Annotated in this window: 14 protein-coding genes and 2 pseudogenes; 12 read left to right on the top strand and 4 right to left on the bottom strand. The window is 38.6% G+C overall.

All coding sequences use genetic code 11. From position 1 onward, the window contains the following. Nucleotides 1-3: 3 nt before the first annotated feature. From DWA31_RS06655 to DWA31_RS06665, 3 genes are all read right to left on the bottom strand, one after another. The gene (locus DWA31_RS06655) at nt 4-1,173 is read right to left on the bottom strand and encodes a CaiB/BaiF CoA transferase family protein (RefSeq protein WP_114325833.1); all 1,170 of its coding nucleotides are present in this window, start codon (nt 1,171-1,173) and stop codon (nt 4-6) included. Between the two features lie 84 nt (nt 1,174-1,257). Further along, nucleotides 1,258-2,025: a 3-hydroxyacyl-CoA dehydrogenase gene (locus DWA31_RS06660; RefSeq protein WP_114325834.1), complete on the bottom strand. Its 768-nt coding sequence runs from the start codon at nt 2,023-2,025 to the stop codon at nt 1,258-1,260. 14 nt (nt 2,026-2,039) lie between these two features. Next, a complete protein-coding gene (locus tag DWA31_RS06665) occupies nt 2,040-3,197 on the bottom strand; it encodes an acyl-CoA dehydrogenase family protein (RefSeq protein WP_114325835.1) in 1,158 nt (385 codons plus the stop codon). Between the two features lie 304 nt (nt 3,198-3,501). Between DWA31_RS06665 and DWA31_RS06670 the strand changes: the two genes are divergently transcribed. The 3 genes and pseudogenes from DWA31_RS06670 (at nt 3,502) to DWA31_RS06680 (ending at nt 7,144) form a co-directional block, all read left to right on the top strand. Next, nucleotides 3,502-4,497, top strand: coding sequence for an AraC family transcriptional regulator (locus DWA31_RS06670; RefSeq protein WP_114325836.1), 996 nt, complete (start codon nt 3,502-3,504; stop codon nt 4,495-4,497). A gap of 154 nt (nt 4,498-4,651) precedes the next feature. After that, nucleotides 4,652-5,014 (top strand): annotated as a pseudogene (gene tnpA, locus DWA31_RS06675) (IS200/IS605 family transposase); the annotation flags it as partial. A gap of 675 nt (nt 5,015-5,689) precedes the next feature. Next, complete coding sequence (locus DWA31_RS06680) at nt 5,690-7,144, top strand: FAD-dependent oxidoreductase (RefSeq protein WP_114325837.1); 1,455 nt, start codon at nt 5,690-5,692, stop codon at nt 7,142-7,144. Between the two features lie 185 nt (nt 7,145-7,329). On the opposite strand, the gene DWA31_RS06685 is transcribed toward DWA31_RS06680, so the two are convergent. Further along, nucleotides 7,330-7,791, bottom strand: a complete 462-nt coding sequence (locus DWA31_RS06685; protein ID WP_114325838.1) for a hypothetical protein — start codon at nt 7,789-7,791, stop codon at nt 7,330-7,332. Between the two features lie 368 nt (nt 7,792-8,159). On the opposite strand from DWA31_RS06685, the gene DWA31_RS06690 reads away from it, so the two are divergent. The 9 genes and pseudogenes from DWA31_RS06690 to DWA31_RS06730 all read left to right on the top strand — a co-directional run bounded on the left by DWA31_RS06690 (nt 8,160) and on the right by DWA31_RS06730 (nt 22,845). Next, the gene (locus DWA31_RS06690; protein ID WP_114325839.1) at nt 8,160-9,815 is read left to right on the top strand and encodes a B12-binding domain-containing radical SAM protein; all 1,656 of its coding nucleotides are present in this window, start codon (nt 8,160-8,162) and stop codon (nt 9,813-9,815) included. Between the two features lie 247 nt (nt 9,816-10,062). Then, nucleotides 10,063-10,392 carry a hypothetical protein gene (locus DWA31_RS06695; RefSeq protein WP_114325840.1) on the top strand — a complete coding sequence of 110 codons (330 nt, stop codon included), beginning with the start codon at nt 10,063-10,065 and terminating at the stop codon, nt 10,390-10,392. Between the two features lie 26 nt (nt 10,393-10,418). Further along, complete coding sequence (locus DWA31_RS06700) at nt 10,419-11,960, top strand: hypothetical protein (RefSeq protein WP_114325841.1); 1,542 nt, start codon at nt 10,419-10,421, stop codon at nt 11,958-11,960. Between the two features lie 57 nt (nt 11,961-12,017). Beyond that, nucleotides 12,018-12,467 carry a hypothetical protein gene (locus DWA31_RS06705; protein ID WP_114325842.1) on the top strand — a complete coding sequence of 150 codons (450 nt, stop codon included), beginning with the start codon at nt 12,018-12,020 and terminating at the stop codon, nt 12,465-12,467. A gap of 70 nt (nt 12,468-12,537) precedes the next feature. Further along, a pseudogene (locus DWA31_RS06710) lies at nt 12,538-12,769 on the top strand (prolyl oligopeptidase family serine peptidase); the annotation flags it as partial. Between the two features lie 157 nt (nt 12,770-12,926). Beyond that, nucleotides 12,927-16,535, top strand: a complete 3,609-nt coding sequence (recC, locus tag DWA31_RS06715) for an exodeoxyribonuclease V subunit gamma (protein WP_114325843.1) — start codon at nt 12,927-12,929, stop codon at nt 16,533-16,535. Then, nucleotides 16,535-20,248 carry an exodeoxyribonuclease V subunit beta gene (recB, locus tag DWA31_RS06720; RefSeq protein ID WP_114325844.1) on the top strand — a complete coding sequence of 1,238 codons (3,714 nt, stop codon included), beginning with the start codon at nt 16,535-16,537 and terminating at the stop codon, nt 20,246-20,248. The genes recC and recB overlap by 1 nt, the downstream gene beginning before the upstream one ends. A gap of 2 nt (nt 20,249-20,250) precedes the next feature. Continuing rightward, on the top strand, nt 20,251-22,224 hold the full coding sequence (recD, locus tag DWA31_RS06725) for an exodeoxyribonuclease V subunit alpha (RefSeq protein WP_245942519.1): 1,974 nt from the start codon (nt 20,251-20,253) through the stop codon (nt 22,222-22,224). Nucleotides 22,225-22,335: 111 nt separating this feature from the next. Then, nucleotides 22,336-22,845 carry a DUF3087 family protein gene (locus tag DWA31_RS06730; RefSeq protein WP_114325845.1) on the top strand — a complete coding sequence of 170 codons (510 nt, stop codon included), beginning with the start codon at nt 22,336-22,338 and terminating at the stop codon, nt 22,843-22,845. The last annotated feature ends 157 nt before the right edge of the window (nt 22,846-23,002 follow it).

Raw genomic sequence — 23,002 nt, forward strand, 5'->3', positions numbered from 1 at the left:
ATTCTAAAATGTTACAACGCCATTTTTTTCAAGTGCCGTTATTCTGCTGTTACTAAAGCCAAGTTGGGTTAGTATTTGCTTGCCATCGACACCAATTTTACCACCTGCTCGTTGATAATCAGTTTGGTAAATCGAGAACTTAATGGGACAACCTAGTTGCTTTTGCATTCCTGTTTTCGGGTGTGGCACATCAACAATCATGTTTCTAGCGACTATCTGAGGATGTTCGCTAGCTTCTTTTAGGTTAAGCACGGGCTCGACACATAAATCTAGACTGATAAATATTGCCTGCCATTGAGCATAAGTTTTTTGTTTAAAAGATTGTGTAAAACTTTCTTTAATTTGTTGTTGCGCTGAGGCTTTGTTAGCTAATGGGAGAAGATGATCTAAATCGAGGAGCTGGCACAAACCACTAAAAAATTTAGGCTCTAAACTACCGACCGACAGATAACGACCATCACTAGTCTGATAATAGTCATAAAAAGTACCACCATTAAGCAGGTGAGACTCAGCCGTTGGTACATCGTTGCCAGCAAGTGTTCCTGCACCACTCATTGCATTTAAAGCAAAGGCACAATCGGTCATGCTGATATCAATCAGTTGACCTTCTCCTGTGCGTTGTCGGTGATGTAGTGCAGTTAATATACCAATAACGCCATGGAGAGAACCTCCGGCAACATCGGCTATTTGAATTCCCTGAGGAATTGGCGCTTGTTTTTTTCTTTTGGAATAACTGCTAATACCCGCGATGGCAAGATAATTTAAATCATGTCCCGCACGATCTTTGTATGGTCCGGTTTGACCATAACCTGTGATTGCACAAAAAATTATTTTTGGATTTATCGCTTTTAGAGCTTCATAACCAATACCTAGTCTGTCCATTACGCCAGGCCTGAATTGTTCAAGCACCACGTCGTATTCTTTGACTAACGCTTTGATGATTTCAATGGCTTCGGGCTGCTTTAAATCAAGCGCGATTGATTTTTTAGAACGATTCAAATATTGATGTGCGGCGGAGGAATCGCCTATTTGAGGTGCCATTTCCCGTACTAAATCAACACGAGTGGGAGATTCAACCCGCAAAACCTGCGCCCCGAGATCGGCGAGTACCATTGAAGCATATGGACCGGGAAGTAGGGTAGAGAGATCTAAAACTTTAACATCACTTAACATGAAGTGCTCCAATGAAATAATGAGAAATTAGAAGGTAGGCGTGAAAAGGGGAGAAGTAATAAACCGCTCCCCCAAAGGTGTTTTTTATTTAGGCTCCATTCGAATAGCGCCATCAAGACGAATAACTTCGCCGTTGAGGTAACTATTGGTAATAATGTGAGCTGCTAAATCAGCATACTCAACCGGATCACCAAAACGTTTAGGGCTTTGCACCATTTTTATGAGCGGATCGCGAACATCGTCACTAAATCCTTTCATCATGGCCGTATCGAAAATACCCGGAGCAATGGTCATAATACGAATGCCAAGTGGGGCTAAATCTCGGGCAATTGGTAGAGTCATTGAAACTATGCCGCCTTTACTTGCGCTATACGCTGATTGGCCAACTTGACCATCGAATGCGGCAACCGATGCCGTATTGATAATTACACCACGTTCACCTTTAGCATCTGGCTCATTTTTAGCCATTTGCTCAGCGGCTAAACGCAGTACATTAAAAGTACCAATCAGGTTAATATTAATAACTTGGGAGAATTTCTCTAGGGCTAAAGCGCCATTGCGACCAATGGTTTTACCACCTGGGGCAATACCCGCGCAATTAATACAGGCGTGAATGGTGCCAAAGGCATCAACCGCTTCTTTTATGCCTGCGACAACAGAGGCTTCATCAGTAACATTTACTTTGGCAAAGATAGCGTTATCGCCTAAGCTAGTAACGAGTGATTTGCCAGCATCTTCGTTTAAATCAAAGGCAACAATTTTTGCGCCTTGTTTGGCCAATTCCTGACATGTGACTAAACCTAAGCCTGAAGCACCGCCAGTTACGACAACAACTTTATTATTTAAATCCATGGGTAATCCTTAAATTAGTTAATTTCTTGTAATAAATCACGAGCGATAATTACGCGCTGAATCTCGCTAGTACCTTCATAAATACTTGCTACGCGAACATCTCTAGCATAGCGCTCTAAAGGATAGTCTTTAATGTAACCAGCGCCGCCCATTAGTTGCAGTGCGGTATAGCAAACCTGATTGGCTTTTTCAGAAGCAAATAGCTTAGCCATTGATGCTTCTTTACCAAAGGGTTGTCCTTTGTCTTTTTTATCCGATGCGTTCATCAGTAATAAGCGCGACGCTTCTAGGTCAGTATAAGCATCTGCTAGCATCCATTGAATACCTTGGAAGTTTGCAATTTTCTGACCAAATTGTTGACGTTCATTAACATAGTCACGGGCAAAATCGATTGCGGCCAAGCCTACGCCTAATGATAGTGAACCAATACCGATACGACCACCGGCCAGTTCAGAAACGGCTACTTTAAAGCCTTGGTTTAGTGACCCCATTAAGGCATCTTTAGGAATTCGGCAGTTATCAAAAACGACTTCGTTAGTGGCTGAGGCATGTTGACCCATTTTTTTCTCAGCTGGCGATATGATAAGGCCTGGGGTACCTGCTTCAACTAAGAAACATGAAATACCTTTACCTCTTTTCGCATCAGGATCAGTTACCGCCCATAAGACAAATACACCGGCATATTCAGCGCTAGTAATAAATTGTTTAGCACCATTAATCACCCATTCATCACCGTCTAAAACAGCTTTAGTTTTCATACCTGAGGGGTCTGAACCCGCACCAGACTCAGTTAAACAAAAACCACCCGCGGCATATTCGCCACTGCATAATTTAGGTAAGTATTTTTGTTTTTGCTCTTCACTGGCCACAGATTCAATGACTTCACCAACCATATTGGTCACTGACATAGTCACTGCTGTAGAAGCACAGGCGCGTGCAATTTCAGTCATTGCTAGACTAAATACTACAGTGCCAGCTTCACTGCCACCATATTGGGAACCCACATTGAGTCCCATAAAGCCGAGGTCAGCAAGTTTTTGTAAATTTGATAAGAATAGTTCACGATCACCGTGTTGATCGAGTTTTTCAGCCACAGGCGCAAGTTCAGTTTGTGCAAACTTTGCCGCCATGTCTTTTATCATCGCTTGGTCTTCAGTTAGTGAAAGGTCCATAATATTTCTCTTTTGAATTTGCTTAGTAAAATTAAGTATTTATCAATGTTAGCTAACGCTTGTCTAAGGAGGCATTAATACCTAGATATTTGCTGACAGGTTTTTAAGGTAAAGTTTAGTGTGTGATCAATAACTTCAACGAGAAACCTACCTGACATAACGACATATGCTGTGTAAAAATAGCTACTAATACTATAAGTAGTATTAAAGTTAATTAAAATGACAAAATGTAACGATATAACTCACTAAATGTTACACATCCATGTATAGTTGATAACAAATACCGGCGACAGATAAGGTAACCATGGCAAAAGTAGATATGCATTATTTTCGAGAAGCGCTCAATTGTGCTGTACGTAAAGGCCTTGATTGTGACGCAATTTTATCGACATTGGGTATTAATATTGAGCCAGACCAGCAAAGGGTTGACGGTGAGCAAATGGCTAGCTTAGTGCAGTACGTATGGGCAAACCTAAATGATGAGTTCCTTGGCTGTACTAACCAACCCTGTAAGCTGGGGATGTTTCCTTTTATGGCTCGTCATGTGCTGCATTATAAAAGCCTTGAAAAAATGCTTGAGCAAGGGATTTCCTTTTACAACTTAGTGACAGATGATTTAAAAATGAAGCTAGTAAAGAGTGGTGACTTTGCCGAATTAGAATTCATTTTCTCCCATCCTGAATTAGACCCTAATCATTTCTTTCTTGAATTCTGGTTGATTATTTGGCATCGATTTTCCAGTTGGCTAATTGATGTAAAAATTCCCTTGAGACACGTTTGTTTTACTCATGCTAAACCTGTCCATTACCGGGAAGCAAAATTACTTTTTTCATGTCGCCACAGTTTTAACCGTCCGGTAGTAAAATTATGTTTTCACGCCAAATATTTAGGTCTACCTTGCGTTAGAACAAGAAAAGAGCTTACACGTTTTTTACGTGAGTCACCGGCTGATTTAATCACTATTCCAGGGAGTGAACATAGCTTCAAGGCTAAAATTAGAGTAATTCTTATTGATCATGAGAGCGATATTCTTTATTGCCCAAGCTTTGGAACTATCGCATTGAATTTAAATATGAGTGCGCAAACGTTACGCCGTCGTCTTAAAGTAGAGGGTACAAGCTATCCGATGATTAAGGATGAAATTCGACGCGACTTAGCGATTGATTATTTACTTATGAGTAACCGCAGCATCACAGATATTTCCACTGCTTTGGGCTTTAGTGAACCCCGCTCATTTACTCGTGCTTTTAAGCAATGGACTGGAGTTTCACCGTCAAAATATATCCGTTCACAGTTGTAATGAAATAATTAATTTAGTCACCAATCGTTATGTTTATGCCATACCTCTTTTTATTCTTAGTAAATTTATTAATTCGTCCGCAGGAGTTGGTTTAAACCCCCGTGTTTAGGCGGGATAGCTCTAAGCTAGTAGTTGCGTATATTATATGGGTATGAAATATCGTTATCGAGTTTTAACAGGCGATGTAGGGTTAAGAATTAGAGATCTAACGAGGCAAACTTGTGAGCATTTAGAAATTGAAATACTACAAAGTGTAGTCAGTCAAGATCATGTTCACTTATTAGTTTCGGCTCCGCTTAATATATCACCGTCAGAAATCATGTCACGAATAAAAGGGCGAACATCGACAAAGTTGTTTTAAGAGTTTCCTCAATTGAAGAAAAGATATTGGGGGCAGCACTTTTGGGCTAGAGGTTACTTTTGTGTAACGGCAGGAGAATTAACGAAAGAGATGATCAAAGAATATTTGGAACATCACTTCGAGAGTAAAGCAAATGACAACTTTGAAGTGGAGTAATCGGCTTTAGCCGAAATGCTGGACTTTCAGTCCGCTGTTTTTTAACCCACCGTCTTTAGACGGTGGTTGTTTAGTATTAACTTTTATCTCGATTTGGGTCTCAAAGCGCTATAGAAAATAATCTATTCGTTCGCCTTGAATATTCAACAGCCATTCACTTTATATAATCAAAAGGTAACTATGATCGACTATTTCAAGTCATTAGTCGATCTTGAAAGATAGATTTAGTCTTTAATATTTGAGGGGATGCATGAGAGCAACAACAGATTCAGTATCAAAATAGAATTTTTATTAAGGTCGCTTTTGTATCACTGTGACCAAAAAGTGCCTTCAAAATTTACCGTTGCTAACGGCCGTTTAGTGCTCAATATGACCCATTCATTCTTTGTCGCTTGATCCGACCTTTCGGTCATTAGCCTTAAAAATTATTACCATATATTATTCTAATGAATAATATTATTGTGTTACTTCAATGTATAATAACATCTCCAGTTAGGTGGCCAAATTCACTATACCACTACAAATTGTTTGTGAAAATATCAATTAATGAAGTTGATTGCTTGGTTATATTATTCTACGTTTTCACCTTGGAATTAGGCTAGCATCCGCGGTATCGGCTAAGATGGCTATGATGAGAGCAAGTCAAAAAATGGTTAAATATAAAAGGTGAAAAAAATGAAAAATGAACTGGATAACTGGACTACTTGTCAGGAATGTCTGGGACGCGGCCAAAGAAGCATGAGGCTCCGCAAGAAAGTGCGCCTCCGCTACCAGAGAGAGTTGGACCAATTTAAAAAAACGAATAGTGAAGGAACATCGCCTGTTCGCCCTAAAGGTCACCTTTATGATTGCCTGAACTGTTGCGGCTCTGGCTTGATTAACTCTGTTAGCCATCCTATTGCCGATCCAGAAAACTACCCACATGTTGCCATTGTTGGGGGGGGTATAGGAGGAGTAGCTCTGGCTGTAGCTCTTATGCACCGAGGTATCCCTTTTACACTTTATGAACGCGATAGCAGCTTCGGTGCTAGATGTCAGGGCTATGGACTCACTTTGCAACAAGCGAGTAAAGCGATCGAGGGATTGGGCATTTTCTCGTTAGAAGAAGGTCTGATTTCAACCAGACATGTGGTTCATACTACAGAAGGTAAAGTGATTGGTGAGTGGGGGATCAGAAAATGGCTTCCCTCAGATATAAAAACGTCAGTGAAGCGCAGAAATGTGCATATTGCACGGCAGTCTTTACGCTTAGCTTTGCTTGAGCAACTCGGTGGACATGATGCGGTGAAGTGGGGACACCAGTTAGTGGATTATAAGGAAAGTGAGAGTGACGGTGTTGATCTGAGCTTTCAGATTGAGGGGAAGGGAGAGTTAAAGAGCGTTAGGGCGGATCTTGTGGTGGGAGCGGATGGTATTCGTAGTTCGGTGCGTAGGTTGCTAATTGGTGAGGAGACTACCCCTTTACGTTACCTAGATTGTATTGTGATCTTGGGTATTTGTCCTTTGGCAGATTTTGACGGGCTTGATAGTTCTTTGTTGGATTCAGCCACGGTATTCCAAACCGCAAATGGCCATGAGCGCATCTACATGATGCCTTATGCGTTAGACTCGGTAATGTGGCAACTTAGTTTTCCAATGCCAGAAGAAGAGGCTAAGGCATTGAGTGCCTTAGGCGCTCATGCACTCAAGGAAGAGGCATGTCGACGATGTCAGTGGCATGATCCCATCCCTCAGATTTTAAAGGCGACCCTGGAAGCTCATGTTTCTGGTTATCCCGTCTATGACCGAGCACTACTCGAGTCAGAATTGTTGGAGAAAGGGACTCAAGTGACTCTGATCGGCGATGCGGCTCATCCTATGAGCCCATTCAAAGGACAGGGCGCGAATCAAGCGCTGTTGGATGCGTTGGCGTTGGCTCGTGGGATATCAACAGGATGTAGACCCAGATCACAATGGCGGGAAACTGGCCTGAGAGGAAGTGTGTTAACTAAATTTGAATCAGAAATGTTAGCACGCAGTGCTTCCAAAGTGAAAGGTTCAGCAGAGGCTGCAAAGTTCCTGCATTCCGACACTGTGCTTCATGAAGGTGACGAGCCTAGAGGACGATGTTTACAAAGAAAAGATGCTTAATTAGATTGTTTTATTATTTTTTGGCTAAGTATTCTAAAGCTGGATGGTATCAAAATTACTTATGACTACACAAGTGGTCGTTCGTATAATGTAAAATTTTAAAAATCAGGTGTGAGTTATCGCTATTTAACAGGATCAAAACTAATACGTGAAGGGGCTGATTTCCTTACTGGGGTTAAAATGCGCTAGCCGTGCAAAAGAATAGAAGCCAAAAGAATAGATAGTATGCCAAAGACAATAAGGGTATATGATTGCGAAACAGATATGTTTTTTCCATGCTCATACCCCTTAGTTCCTAAGGCTTTGTATTCTGCTGGATACAAGGACTCACCTTCAATGTACTCATCTTTATCATATAGCTTCATTGCCATTTCGATTCTAACTATAAGTTTAGCTACTGCACAAAACTCTTTATACCTAGATTGAACTCCGTACGTTGAGATAGAAACGATCATTATAATAGCCCAGTTCAGGATAGATAGTTGACCAATTAGATCTGCTTTGTTTGAAATGATCCATCCGTCAATCACAACAAGCACGCTAATAGCGCCAGTACTTATTTTTGACATCCTTTCTCGAAGAATGTGCGCGGTTGACTGCTGCTGTGTATATAAAGTTTTCAAAACTTCTAACTTAAATGTTTCCAATTTATTTTTCCTTGGCCTAACAGCTTATTATTTTCAATGAATAACCCTGCCTTAAGAGGCGAGGTGTAGATTATTCATTCGAATACTCTACAATATTACGCCGCAAGCAGCGAGGAATTAAACCCGAAGAAGATTAAAACAATGATAATGGTAGTAGTTGACATAAACAGTCATTACCTTTAAACGTCATAAAGGCAACATAGATACGAATATCTTAATCAAATCTCTATCTCACCGCCACATTAAGAAAACAGCCAAAAAATTTATAGCACTATACATTTTTTGGCTGTGAAAAATAAGATTGCTGAATAACGTCAGCAATCGCAGTATAATTATGGCAAGATTATCAAAGGTATTTAAAATCCAGTATGGCCGAGCAAAAAAATCATCCCGAACTAACCATTACGCAGATTCATCTAACTGAAGATAATAAGGCAGATCCAATAAAACCAGATTTAATAAAAAATTGTACATTGGTTAGTCATCAAAGCAGTCATAAAATAGATAAAGTCTCACCTAAAATTGTACTTGCTACCCTTAACGCAAGGTACTTTCACACCAGTTTTGGTTTACGTTACCTTTACGCTAATTTAAAAGAATTGCAGGGGTGTTGTGAAATAAAAGAGTTTATTATCCAAACTCGCGCCATTGATATTGTTGAACAAATATTAGCATCAAAACCAGATATTGTTGGTTTCGGTGTCTATATCTGGAACATCGTTGAAACGACCGATGTTGTTAACCTTTTAAAAGTGATCGCACCAGAAATCAAGGTTGTTTTAGGCGGGCCTGAAGTGAGTTATGAAACGCAGCAGCAAGCAATTGTCGGCTGTGCAGATTATGTATTGACGGGCGCGGCAGATTTAAGTTTTTATCAACTGTGTAAAGATATTATCAATAAAACGCCACCCGATAGAAAAATTATTCAATCGAAACTCGTTCCGTTAGAAGAAATAGCATCGCCTTATCAGTATTATACTGATGAAGATTTAAAACACCGCCTGCTATATGTTGAAGCGTCACGTGGCTGCCCATTTAAATGTGAATTTTGTTTATCGTCTTTAGACAAAGCATCCACGCCATTTGAGTTAACGTCATTTCTTGAGCAAATGGAAATTCTTTATCAACGTGGTGCGAGAAACTTTAAATTTATCGATAGAACCTTTAATTTAAACATTAACACCACCATGCAAATTATGCAGTTTTTCTTAGACCGGATGACTGATGATCTATATCTTCATTTTGAAGTGGTACCCGATCACCTACCGAGAAAATTAAAAGAGTTGTTAACGCTGTTTCCTGAGGGAAGTTTACAATTTGAAATAGGCATACAAACCTTTAACACTGAGGTACAAGCTAATATCAGCCGTAAGCAAAATAACGCCAAGTCAAAAGATAATTTAATCTGGTTAAAAGATAATACCCACGCACATATTCATGCTGATCTCATTTTTGGTTTACCGGGTGAAACCTTTGATACGTTTAAAGATAGCTTCAACCAACTCTATCATTGTCGGCCTCATGAAATTCAAATGGGTATCCTCAAACGATTGAAAGGTAGCCCAATAATAAGGCACACAGAAGCGTTTGATCTGCGTTTTAACCCATTGCCACCATTTAATATATTAAGTACTGACAGGGTTAGTTTTACCACCATGCAACGTATTAACCGCTTTGCACGATATTGGGACATGATTGGTAATTCAGGGCGCTTTAAATACTCATTACCTCATATTTTGTCTGATGAACCTTTTGATGACTTTATGGCAATTACTGAATGGATTTTTAATAAAACCGGGCAAATACATAAAATTAACCTGAAAAAATTATTTGAGCTGATTTCGCAATCAGTCGAAGCGTTATTCCCAGAAAAACATCAACTTGTTATTTCAAAGATTGAAGCAGACTACGATGCAGCGAAATTAAAAAGCCTGTTTAGCAGCCTAAATCTTTATGCGACTGCGCAGACTAAATCAACAAGTAAAAATAACTCATTACAGCGACAACAACGACATATGACCTAATGGCCGTGAATATATTTATCTACTTCCATTCCCCATCACCTATAACAGCGTAGGATCAAATTACTTTAGATAAAAAATTTAGGTTTGCACTTAAGGTGCACTAACATAAAAAATTATGCAACTAACAGCAAAAGCATCACATAATCACGCTTTACTTATTTCAGCAAGAATGGATTTTTGCACCTATACTTAAGTACTTAACAAGTTTGGTGATTAATCAAATTTGACCTAGAAGGAACTATTTATCATGGATAAAAACAAGTTGTTGGGGATGGGTATCGCGACCTTAATGTTATGTGCGTATAGTGCAACGGCATCTGACCTCAGGGGAAGTCTCAAAGGGGTATCAGGAGCAAAAGTTAAAGTAACTTGCGGTTCAGTGATTCGCTCGAGCAACATTGCCAAAAATGGCGGTTATCGGGTCAACGATTTACCTGCAAACCAGTCCTGTGGCTTTACCGTAAGTCACGGTTCAGCAAGATCAGTAAAGATTTCTTTTAGTACCAGAAGTAGTGTGACCTACTATAACGGTGTACTAAGAAAAGTCGGTAAAAAATTAATCGTAGTTCGTCAATAACTGTTTTCAACTGATTGCTGAAACCTATGAGCAATAAAAAAACAAAAAATACACAACATGAACGAGACTGGCTAGAAATCGGCCTGAAGGCTATGGTGCCCGTGGCCGGCGGATTGCTGATTGCCTTTGCTGGGTATGTGAGTGAAATAACACTGTCATCGCTTGCACAAAAACAGCAAAGTGCCAGGCTAATTACTGAATTACAAATTAGCAGAGAGCAAGCTGAAAGTAATTTACGTAAAGATGTATTTGATCAAGCACTGCAAGCATTTTTATTAAAAAACCAAAGGCAAGTTAATTCATTAAATGGCATGTCAAAACAGCTTCTTCGACTCGAACTTTTGTCTCTAAATTTTGGTGATTCTTTAAGCCTGTCCCCTTTGTTTACTGAGTACTTAAGAGACCTTAATAAGCTTAATCCAATTAATAGCGAATCCACATCTAATTTTAAAATTGACAAAGGGGAGTTGCGCAATCGACTTAATTCGCTTGCAAAAAGGTTAGCCAGTTCTCAGATATCCTCGTTAGCGCAGCATGGAACGATTAAGTCGATTAGAATACCCGTAAACGGGTACAAAGTTACTGATACATGTGACGCGATGATATATAACAAAGAATCGTATCCATATCCCGAAAGAGGAATTCAGGAACAACTCGGTATCTACAAAGACGAAAATAATAACTTAATAGATAACGACAAGTTGGACGATATATTCAGCGGAATTACTGAATTGGAACAAGAGAAAAAAGAAGTGTTTGCGCTATTAACAAATCCAGAGGTCCAAACAATACAGATAGAAACTAAATCGACAGAATTACTAACATTGCTAAAAAAAAATAATGATCAGATTACAGAATTACAAGCAAAAGCAGAACCAAATGAAGATGAGTTGGGTCATCTCCATGAGATTAAAGAGGAAATTCTAGAATTACAACGAGTAATACAACACAAAGACACTAAGACATTGGCGGAGCAGATCAAAGGACTAGAAAATAATCTCAATAACCAACGCACAGAGATGTTTGAAGCCTACCGAATCATGTTAAATGCTGGGAGAAAAATTGAATTGTTGGGCACAAGACGCAATCTGGAAATTGTCATTTCAAACGTTGATCATTGTAACAACAGTGTAAAAGTCACCGTCACTATTTATTGTCAGATAGCTTATGTTGAAGCTGAAGAAAATGCTGATGATGTAGAGTCGCTTAATAATGATAATTCACAATGCCAGAGAACAAAGAACAAAAATAACGAAAATAATAATTCAAATCAAATCGATGTAATCTATAAACGAGGAGATCTGGCGGTCAAAACTAATCAGGGGTTCGTGCCCGAGATAGTACGAAGTTTCAAACTCGATTATTTTAATTTTCCAATGGTTGATAATACCCGGCTGCAAAATAATCACCGATTCGCGATTGTATTAGAAAATTTAGATTTAAAAAGTGATGATCCACATATCGAATTAATCGGAATTATGTTTCCTTCGGAATACGCTAGTTTAAGGGATAGGCCAGGAATGAGTGAAGCAAAAACACTGTTAGAAAATGCGCTAGATGATGAATAATATATGTATCGGTTAATAATTAGGTGTAATTGGATAACTAGATAAGGATTAAGGAAAATGAAATTTAATACAAACCTGTTTTTGGCTATAGTAATAGTTCTAGTGCCATCAAAAGCTGTTTTAGCTCAATCGGAGTCGCAACAAAACTCAGAACAAAAGCAAGAAAATTCTGAACCAACTGAACAGATACAAATGGGTGAATGGAGTGGAAAGTTATTTGATAGAATGACCAATTTATACAACTTGGCGTTTATCGTTAAATTTGATCAAGAAGAATTAGCCATTACAATGATTAATCTCGATTTGGATCCAACTCCTGAATACACTTATAAGTTAAAAAATATCAATCTGAAACATGATAGTTTGTCATTCAGTATTCCCGACGAGTATGACAAACAAGACTGTATGTTAGAAAAAGAAGGAAATGACTTTATCGGATACTGCCAATCTACAGATAATGAATCAAGTAAAAAAAGTAAGTTAACAATGGTTCCTCCTCCTAAATAAAATAAAATAAAAGCGAAAAATCTGAATCTTAGTGCCTTTACTTGACGTGGTCAACCCAATGGTCAACCCAATGGTCACTACGGGCGATCATGATGACAGAGTTGTACCAGCGCATTCTTTTAGGTTTGGCGGCGGAGCTACAAGCAAAGCAAACGCAAACAGCAGCACTCCCTATGCTTATTCGCATTGAAACTAACAGTGGTCATGGCGCAGGTACCCCAGTGAGCAAAACGATCAATCAATATGCCGATATTTTTGCTTTCATCTTGTACAATATGAGCATTAAAACGCTTCACAATTAACCAATATTAAAAGATAATCCCGTTCCATTTAATTCATTACATTCAAGTGGAACGGGTTTAAATACTAATACGGGTAATTATTTACCTAAATAAATGGTGTTCACTTGATGCTTATGGTTAAATTTATTTATTAATATTTTAGTAAACAGGTTCAGTATTGATTAACCTTTATCCCGCCAACAAAATGGAAAATTTGTTAACGCTACTCAATAAAATTTCCCAAGTATCTCCCATCGGTGTTTTCAACCAAGAAGTCATTATTGTGCAAAATGCTGGTATGCAACACTGGCTTAACCTTGCGATTGCGAGTGAACGCGGAATTAGCATGAATATGCGTTACGCGTTACCAGCTCAATATTTGTGGCAGCTAATAAGAACACTGGCTAGTGAAGATAAAGTACCTGAGCAGTCTCCCTATTCAAGAGAAGTGCTCACTTGGCGGATTTATGCCTTGTTAGCCACTGAATCGGTGAGAAATGATGAAGTTTTTACACCAGCGACCCGTTATTGGTTTGATCAGGCCGCATCAAAAACATCTACAAACTCAACATCAGAAACCTCCAGTAAAGCTGATTTAAAACGGTATCAGTTAGCAGGTCAAATGGCTGACTTGTACGAGCAGTATTTGATTTTTCGTCCAGAATGGCTTGATGCATGGCAACGCGGCGAAGAAGATATTCCGCTTATCACTGAGAATAAATGGCAAGCCAAGTTGTGGCAGTTACTGATTACTCAACTCCCTTATAATCCGGTTGAATTGCTAAATGATGCGATTGCTAACATAGCCGATAAATTGAGTAATGATCCGAATATTCTGCCTAAACGCATGAGTTTTTTCGGCATTAATACCATGGCACCGATGTGGTTGAATTTTATCAATGCGTTGAGCGAATATATTGATGTCGACTTTTTTCATTTAAACCCCTGTTTTTCTTATTGGGGCGATATTATCAATGAAAAACAAGCGTTCAAAAAACTATCTCATTGGTCAAATGATGCTGATAACGATGAGCATTTATTTGTTGGAAATCCGTTATTAGCCAATTTTGGTCAACAAGGGCGTGAGTTTCTAGCATTATTACAAGAATACAGTACTGTTGATATAGAATTGTTTGTTAAAGCCAGTAGCGATAATAGTGATCTAGATGACAATGAAAACTCAACGTCATCAGTGTGCATTTTACATCAATTGCAAAATGATATTTTAGAGTTATTCGATGCGACAGACAACGGTGACGCAACAGAGCAACCTTCACCGTTAGTTGACGATTCAATCACCATTGTTAGTTGTCACAGTGCGCTACGTGAAGTGCAAGCGTTGCACGACTATTTGCTTCATCAGTTTAATGACACAGCATATAACGACAATAAGTTAACACCAAAAGATGTGTTGGTTATGTGCCCACAAATAGAGCAATATGCGCCTTATGTGAATGCTGTTTTTACCCGTGGTTGGCAAGATTTAACCGATGAAGTACCGCCATTACCGTGTTCAATCGCCGATCGCAGCGCTAAAGATAGCGATCCCTTAATAGCTGCTTTTAGCGAACTACTGACATTACCTGACTCTCGTTTTCAAGTATCTCAATTGTTAAGTTTTATCCGTTTGCCTGCGGTTGCTAATAAATTTTCCATAAACGCTGAAGACAGTGAAAAAATTAGCCTTTGGTTACAACAAGCCACTATTCACTGGGGTTTAGATCAAGCGCATAAAGAAGCGTTATTAGGAGAACAAGCCAGTAATAGCTTCACTTGGCAGCAAGGGTTATCTCGCTTGTTACAAGGTTTTGCTTATTCGGATACCGATAGCATTTATCAAAACCAACTGCTACTTGGCATTGTTGAAGGTGATGACGCTATTTTATTAGGGCAATTAATGTTGTTTATCGAACAATTACAACATTTTGCTCATCAGCTAAATAGTGCTAGAACGGCTAAAGCATGGCAAAGTTTCTTACTAAGCCAACTTGAACTGCTTTTTGCCACCCGACTTGTTTTTTCAACGAATAGTGCTGAACAAAGTAAGTTACAAGCCTCGCACCAAACTAATAATCAAATAGATAGCAGTATCGCTATTATTGAACAAGCGATTTCATCGTTAGTTGAGTATTGTGAACATGCACATTTTGATGAACAAATTGGATTACCTATCATTGTTGATTTTCTTAATAATCATTTTAGCCAAGGCGATGCTAGTCGACAATTTATGGTTGGGCAAGTCACCTTTTGCTCTATGTTACCTATGCGCAGTATCCCGTTTAAAGTTATTGCGGTATTAGGGTTAAATGATGGTGAGTTTCCAAGGCAGCGCCCGGCATTAGGTTTTGATTTGATAGCACAAAGTAAGGCTGTTTTAGGCGATAGATCTCGTCGAGGTGATGACCGATATTTGTTTTTAGAAGCGCTTATTTCTGCCAGAAAAGCTTTATATTTAAGTTATCAGGGACGAAATATTAGAAATAACAACGAAAAACAACCCTCATTAGTCTTAAAAGAGTTAATGGACTATTTGGTTCAAGGTTATGGTTGGCAATTTCAGCAAGAAAATTCTCATGTTCATCAAATGCCAATGCAGCCTTACAGTGAGGATAACTATATAGCTCGCGATACTGAGTCAGGTTTTAAGCCCAGCTTTGATGCTAATTGGTTAACGTTAGGTCAAAACGAACAGGCACAAGCAACACAAGCGACATTGGTTGTTGAAGCGTGTGATATAGCGGATAACGTTAACACCTTAAGTGCGACAGAACTCATTCGTTTCTTCCAGCATCCAAGTAAAGTGTTTGCGCAACAAGTGCTTAATTTATATTTAGCTAGTAATGAGGTAAGCCTTGATGATGTTGAACCTTTTACTGCGAACCATTTAGAAAATTATTTACTAAAACAGGATTTACTTGCTGCCAGTTTAGCGGCGAAAAATAGTCTGACAATCGAACAAGTCATTGAAACCGCTTCTTTATCGGGTAAATTTCCTGACTTACCGAGCACAGAATCACATTTTGATGAGGCGCTTGATGCAAGTAGCCAACTTGCCGAAGAAATTATCGATCAAGGTTGTGATAATCCCGAGCTAATTGATTGCCAAATAGTGCTTGCCAATACTAATAGCAATACTGTCGCTGGCAATTCATCCGAACAAAGCATAATGCTTATGGCACAATTACCCGTTAAAGTGACTCATGCAGGCGTGCAACTGGTGTTTTACCGTAGCTCTAGCGCGAAACCTAAAGATTTATTCACCTTGTATTTACATCATTTAATCATGCAGGTGTGGCAACAACAAAATAGTGTAATAACGCCTGACAGTACTAACTCGCTTCGCTTATTGAGCCAAGTAGAACAAACGCGTGGTTTTTATTTTAATGCTAAAGCACAAAAAGTTGAACAATACTGTGTTAGAAGTGAAGGAGCTGAAGAGGCTAAAGCTGAGTTAATCATGTTATTGAAGGTTTATGCCCAAGGGCAAAAACAAGCGTTAATGCTCAATGCTGATTTAGCCGCTCAAGTTTTTAAAGAATCACGAGGTAAACGAGTTGAAATGACGCCAGAGCGTTTCGATCAATTTTGGCTAGGCTCAGCGATGCCAATAGGCGCTATACCCGGTTTTGGTACCGATTCTTATATTCATTACTTTTGGCCACAATGCCCGAATATAGAAACATTATTACCGCAAATTGAGTCCGTTTATCAAGGGGTGTATAGCCGTGTCTTAAAAGAAAAGACAAGTACCAACGCAGTGAAAGCAACAAAAGGAACTAGCCGCTAATGTCTACCAAGGTGAATTTGAAAAACTTAGATGCGGCTACTATCCCTTTAACAGGGAGGCACTTAATTGAAGCCAGTGCGGGTACCGGTAAAACCCATAATATTACCCGTATTTATTTACGATTATTACTAGAAAGAGAGTTAAAAGTAGAAGAAATTTTACTGATGACTTTTACCAAAGATGCCACACAAGAGCTTCGTGGCCGAATCGATGCTTTTATTCGTGAGGCGTTAACTAACTGGCAAGCATTATGTGAAAAGGAACCTTATTTTCAAGCCATTAGCGAACGTGTAAGCGATGATAAAAAAGAAAGTCACGAAAAAATTCAATTCCTGCTAAAACGGGCGTTATTATTTTTAGATGAAGCCGCTATTTTCACCATTCACGGCTTTTGCCAACGGGCGTTGACACAACACGCTTTTGCCAGTGGTTTACCCTTTAACGCTAACATGTCGACCAATAGCAATGAGTTGATTTTAGAAGCTTGCCAAGATTGGTATCGTCAACTGGCTAAACAAAACAGTGATTCCTTTGCGTTAGTCGCTCAATTTTGGGTTACGCCAACTGCTTTTGTTAGTAGCTTTGCTAAGGCTATTGCACATAAAACTGAGCTATCTGTCCTTGATGTTCAAGGTTTAGTGGTTCAATTCACTCAATTAGCTAAGCAAGCTTGCAGTGCTATTACAGCAGATTTAAGTTTACTTAACGAAGGTTTAGTTGCACATAAAAAAGCCGATGAACAAGAAAAGAGGGCGGTTGAGTTAGTTAAGCTACAAGCTTGGTTAGCACAGTTAAGTACGTGTGAAAATGAACAAGCGTTACTTGCTGCAATACAACAGCCGATGCCAGACTATTTACTTAACGGCAATCGTCATCCTAAGGCATTTAAAGCAGCACTAGCCCAAGTGTTAGCAAGCAGTAAAAAAATTAAAAGTGATGTTAAAGACTTAGCTAAAAAAATTAATAAAGCCAAAGCGTATCAAATAGTTCGTACTGCAATTTATCAAATACGTGAGCAAGTTCAACAAGCCAAAGAGCAACATAACTTACTCGACTTTGATGATTTAATTAATACCTTAGCGGACTGCTTAAAAAATGAAGAGGATAGTCAGCTAGCAAAGACATTATTGGCGCAATATCCGGTAGCCCTAGTTGATGAATTTCAAGATACTGATCCCCAGCAATTTGCTATTTTGCAGGGCATTTACTATCAGGCTCAAGCCCATAAACCTCAAACTCAACAGGCTGATGCAGCGCTTTATCTCATTGGCGACCCTAAGCAAGCCATTTATGGTTTTCGTGGTGGTGATGTTTTTGCTTATTTGAGTGCACGTAATGACTGTGATTACCACTGGCTTATGGATACTAACTGGCGATCAAGTCCTGATATGGTTAATGCTTATAATCAGGTGTTTTTGGGTGATGGTAATAACACGGTGTTTGGTTATGGTATTCCTTATCAGTCTGTTCATGCGGGTAAAACTACTAATCAACTGAGTAGTCAATCAAGTAACCAGTCGAATAACAAACCTAAAGCACTACAATTTATTCACTTTTCAGGTGATGAGGGTGATACCAAACAGTCAGATAGACCTTTAATGGCAATCTGGTGTGCCAATGAAATTGTGCAATTATTAAGGGATGAAGACGTTAAGCCGCAAGATATTGCTATTTTAGTGCGTGATGGCCGCGAAGCTGCTGATATCAAACAAGCACTGTTAACCGCTAATTTGGCCAGTGTGTTCTTATCTGATCGGGCAAACTTATTTCACAGTGAACAAGCCACGCAACTTATCAGTTTATTGAAGGGCATATTAGCGCCTGAAGATGAACGATTATACTTAAACGCATTGGCCAGTGGTTTATTGGGTTTTGATGCCCCAACGTTGTATCAGCTTCAGCAAGATGAAATGGCTTATCAAACATTGAAGTTCAGCTTTTTCGATTATAGAACTCAATGGCAACGGCAAGGTTTTATTGCGATGGCAATAAATTTAATGCATCAGCACTTTAAAATTACATTGGACATTAAAGATCGCGCGTTAACTAACTTGTTACATTTATTTGAAATTTTACAATCAGCTAGTCAAAAGTTCTTACAGCCACAAGAACTACTCTTTTGGTTTGAACAACAGTGTAGCTTAGAAAGTACCGCAGCAAATAGTGATGTAGAAGCAGAGCAGCGCCTTGAAAGTGATGGTGATTTGATTCGCATAGTGACGCAACATGGTGCGAAGGGGTTGGAATATCCAATAGTCTTTATTCCGTTTGCGACCCGTCATAAAGATCCGCTTAAATTTGGCAATAAATCGGTAAGCTATATCGAATATCATAATGAGCAAGGTCAATTGTGCTTGAGTTTAGATGGTGACGAACAAGCGAAAGCTGCCATGGCTAATGAAGCCTATGCAGAAACGATACGTTTGTTGTATGTGGCGATAACACGCGCAGAAAGCCGTTGTTATGTGCTTACCACGTCATTTGATAAATATGCTTTATCGCCTCTTGGCAAAACGCTAAAATGGCAAAAAGAGCAAGATATAGTACAAAACTTACAGCAATTAATGGCTAAATCACCACAAGCGATAGAAGTAAAGCAAGTTTCGTTTGATGGTATTGAAGTGGACATTTATCAGCAAAGTAACTCTGATTTAGCCAATGCACAAATACCCGAAGTGAGTAAATTCCATGGCAAGATTGAGCGTGACTGGTGGCTTAGTTCATTTTCGGCGTTAAGTAGAAACCTACGCCATGGTGGCGTATCAACACCGGATAGAGACACTGAGCTATTAGATAACATTGGTATAACGGCGACTAACCAAGCAATACTACTATTACGTTTTCAACTTGCGAAAGGCGCGCACAGTGGTAATTTATTACATGATATTTTAGAACATAGTGACTTTGTTACAGCGTATGAATCAGCAAGTAACTGGCAAGAAAGCATCAAGTGGCCATTAGTTAACTATGGCGAGCTAACAGCTGGTTTTACTGAAGACGACCTTATTACTTGGCTTGATGAAATAGTCGCAACACCGCTAGTTAAAACAAGCACAACTACTGGTGAACACTTTTGTTTGGCCGATATTACAATGCACCAAACATTACGTGAAAGTGAATTTTATTTTCCTATGGAAGAAGCAAATATTAGCGCACTGACTAAATTGCTAACCGATCATCGAAACTCTGCTTTAGTTGATCCAAATAATGTTTATGGCATTAATCACGTTAGACTACCAAGTTATAAATCCCTAAAAGGTATGATGCATGGTTTTATTGATTTAGTCTTTGAGCAAAATGGTAAATATTATGTTTGTGATTATAAATCTAGCCATTTAGGTGACGATTTTACTGATTATAATCATCACGCTTTACGCCATAATATCGAAAAAAATTATTATGATTTACAATATCTTATCTATAGCTTAGCTTTACATCGCTACTTACAGCAAAATGTGCCTGACTATAATGCTAAGCACCATTTTGGTGGTATCTATTATCTCTATTTACGCGGTATGACCAATGATGAGAAATACAGTGGCGCAGGGGTTTATTTTCGAAAAATTCTGCTTGATGAGTTAACAGCGTTAGATTGTCTTTTCCTCGGTAAAGAGTTGGGTAAAGAGCTAGGTAAAAAAGGCTTAGATAAAGAGTCTATTGATAAAGAATCTATAATAGAAGATGTTACGGCATCGACTAAGGAGGAAATATAATCGTGCCTATTTATAATAGCTTTTATCAAGCACAACAGCAGCTAGTTGATATTGAAGCAATTGATTATTTTTTTGCAATAGAAATGCTAACCGCATTAAAAGAGTCGAATGAACTTTCAGCCGAGCAAGAGCAAATCCTTAGCCATGTATTTTTTGCACTCAGTGTGAGTTTACGTGCAGGTCATACGTGTTTGCCGTTAACTGAACTTGCGCTGCAACATTGGGGAGTAGCTTTTGACGAGCAAGGGCAGTGTAGTCATCAAGGTTTTATTTTTCCCGATAAAGACAGTTTGTTCAATGTGCTAACAGCACTTGATCTTAGCGCGAAGGCACAGCAACCCATCGTATTTGAAAATAATCGTGTATACATGCGTCGTTACTATCAGTTTGAACAAACGCTTGTACAAAATATTAAAGCACGATTAACACAGCGACTGCCGACATCACCTGAAAATATCAGCTGTGTCCTTCAACAATTATTTCCACCGCTAGCAAACGATCAAGAAAAAACGATTGATTGGCAACAACTTGCGGTTGCCAATGCGATGAATAAAAACTTTACTGTTATCGCTGGCGGGCCGGGTACAGGAAAAACTTATACTGTTACCAAATTGTTAGCCGCTTTAGTTATGTTAAATGGCAACTCTCACTCTAATACTAGTAATAAAAACACTAATGCTATAAATAACCAAGCACTTGAAATAGCGTTAGTGGCGCCAACAGGTAAAGCGGCACAACGTTTATCTGAGTCCATTATGAATGCGATTGCCGGTTTTAAAGAATTGATTAATAAGGATGTTTTAGCAGCAATACCAACACAAGCGAAAACCATTCATAGATTACTCGGTGTTATTCCTAACAGCCCTAACTTTAGGCACGATCAAAACAATCTACTTAATTGTGATGTTTTATTAATAGACGAGGTCTCTATGGTTGATTTGCCTATGATGACACGAATATTTAGAGCCTTAAAAAGTAATACAAAAATCATCTTGCTAGGGGATGCCGATCAATTGCCATCTGTCGCTGTTGGTGGTGTTTTAGCAGATATTGCTCCTAGACCGCATTCTGGTTATAGCGCCGATAATGCCCATTATTTAGCCCAAGTTTGTCAATTAGATATTCAACAACTGAATAATGCATTCGAGCAAACAGAAAGTTATAGTGATCATCTCAGCTTTTTGGTCACCAGTCGCCGTTTTGATGGTGAAGGGGGGATTGGTAGATTAGCAGCTCATGTTATCAAAGGGGAAAATACGCAAAGTTGGCAGTTGTTAAAGGCAGCTAATGAACGTAAAGAAAATCAGTTGTCGTTAGTTGATGGTGATTTATATACTTGGCTGTCACCATTAATAAAAGAATACTATCAAGGTATCAGCCAATGTAGCACTATTGATGATGCGTTTGCTTTATTAACTAAATTTCGTATTCTCTGTGTTACTCGCCAAGGTGAGTTTGGTGTTGATGCCATTAACCAATGGGTAAAAGAGCAATTGGCGGTTAACTCTGCCCAGCCTTGGGGCCAATCCCAACAAAACTATCATGGTATGCCTATAATGATCAGTGAAAATGATTATCGCCTCGGGCTTTTTAACGGTGATATCGGTTTGCTTTGGCGTGCTAATAGTTACGCTAGTGACAACTCTAGTCGTAATAGTGATCATCTAATGGCGTTCTTTGAACAGCCTAAGACAGCAGAGGGAGAAACACATTATAAAACGCTATTGCCATCAAGGTTACCAAAATATGACAGCGTATATGCGATGACCATTCATAAAACACAGGGCAGTGAGTTTGCCCATGTTGCCATGTTATTACCTAAACAAAGCAATAATTTATTACTATCACGCGAATTACTTTATACCGGTATTACTCGGGCGAAAACACAACTTACTATTGCCAGTAACAAGCAAACTTGGCAACAAGGGGTTATAAGTGTAGTAAAACGTTATTCGGGCTTAAAGATAGTAGAGTAAATGAAGCTCAACATTAAGTATATTGATATACTTATAACCAAGCAGATTCAATATAATTACATGTACTGAATATACATATTTAAAAATACTTTTTTAGGAAATAAAACCTCAATGCAATTAATGAATATAGACAAAGCGCGTTATAGAAAACACTTAAACATAGTCATCATTGGCTTTATTACAACATTATTAGTGTTAGCGTTAACGTTCGGACAACTATTGATCTTCAGTTTTGGTCAAGCAGATGTCAATAATTTCAGATACAACCTATTAGGTGTTGTATTGTCGTTGCTAGCTTGTATGGCAGCTTTGCATACCTTAAAAACGTCAGATTTTTTCAAAGAGATTTACTATGTTTGGCAAATAAAGCAAATACAAAATTTAATTTACCGTAAATTAAAAAAAGTCAAAAAAGCTGCGAAAGATTTAGAACAAGAAGCGTTGATTATTTTGACTTTTTACTACCAAAGTCAACAACAAGTTTATCAACTTGATGATAATACGATAACTATGACTAAGATAAATAAAGATTTAGCTGATTTACAAGAAATAATTGTTAACAACAATTTAACTATTAACGCTGAACAATTTGATAAAAAACTGATAACTTCTTTCAAATAATGGACACAATTCGCTAGATTTCATAGACAAAGTAGATGCTTTTTATGGTCTTATACCAATCTCACTAACTATGTGATCATTTCTACTTGTTAAAACGACCAACTATTTCGTTATTTATTTAATAGCTAGAACAACTAGTTATTGAAATGAACGCCTT

The sequence above is a fragment of the Candidatus Colwellia aromaticivorans genome (genome assembly GCF_003333305.1).
GTDB classification, from domain to species: Bacteria; Pseudomonadota; Gammaproteobacteria; order Enterobacterales; family Alteromonadaceae; genus Colwellia; species Colwellia aromaticivorans.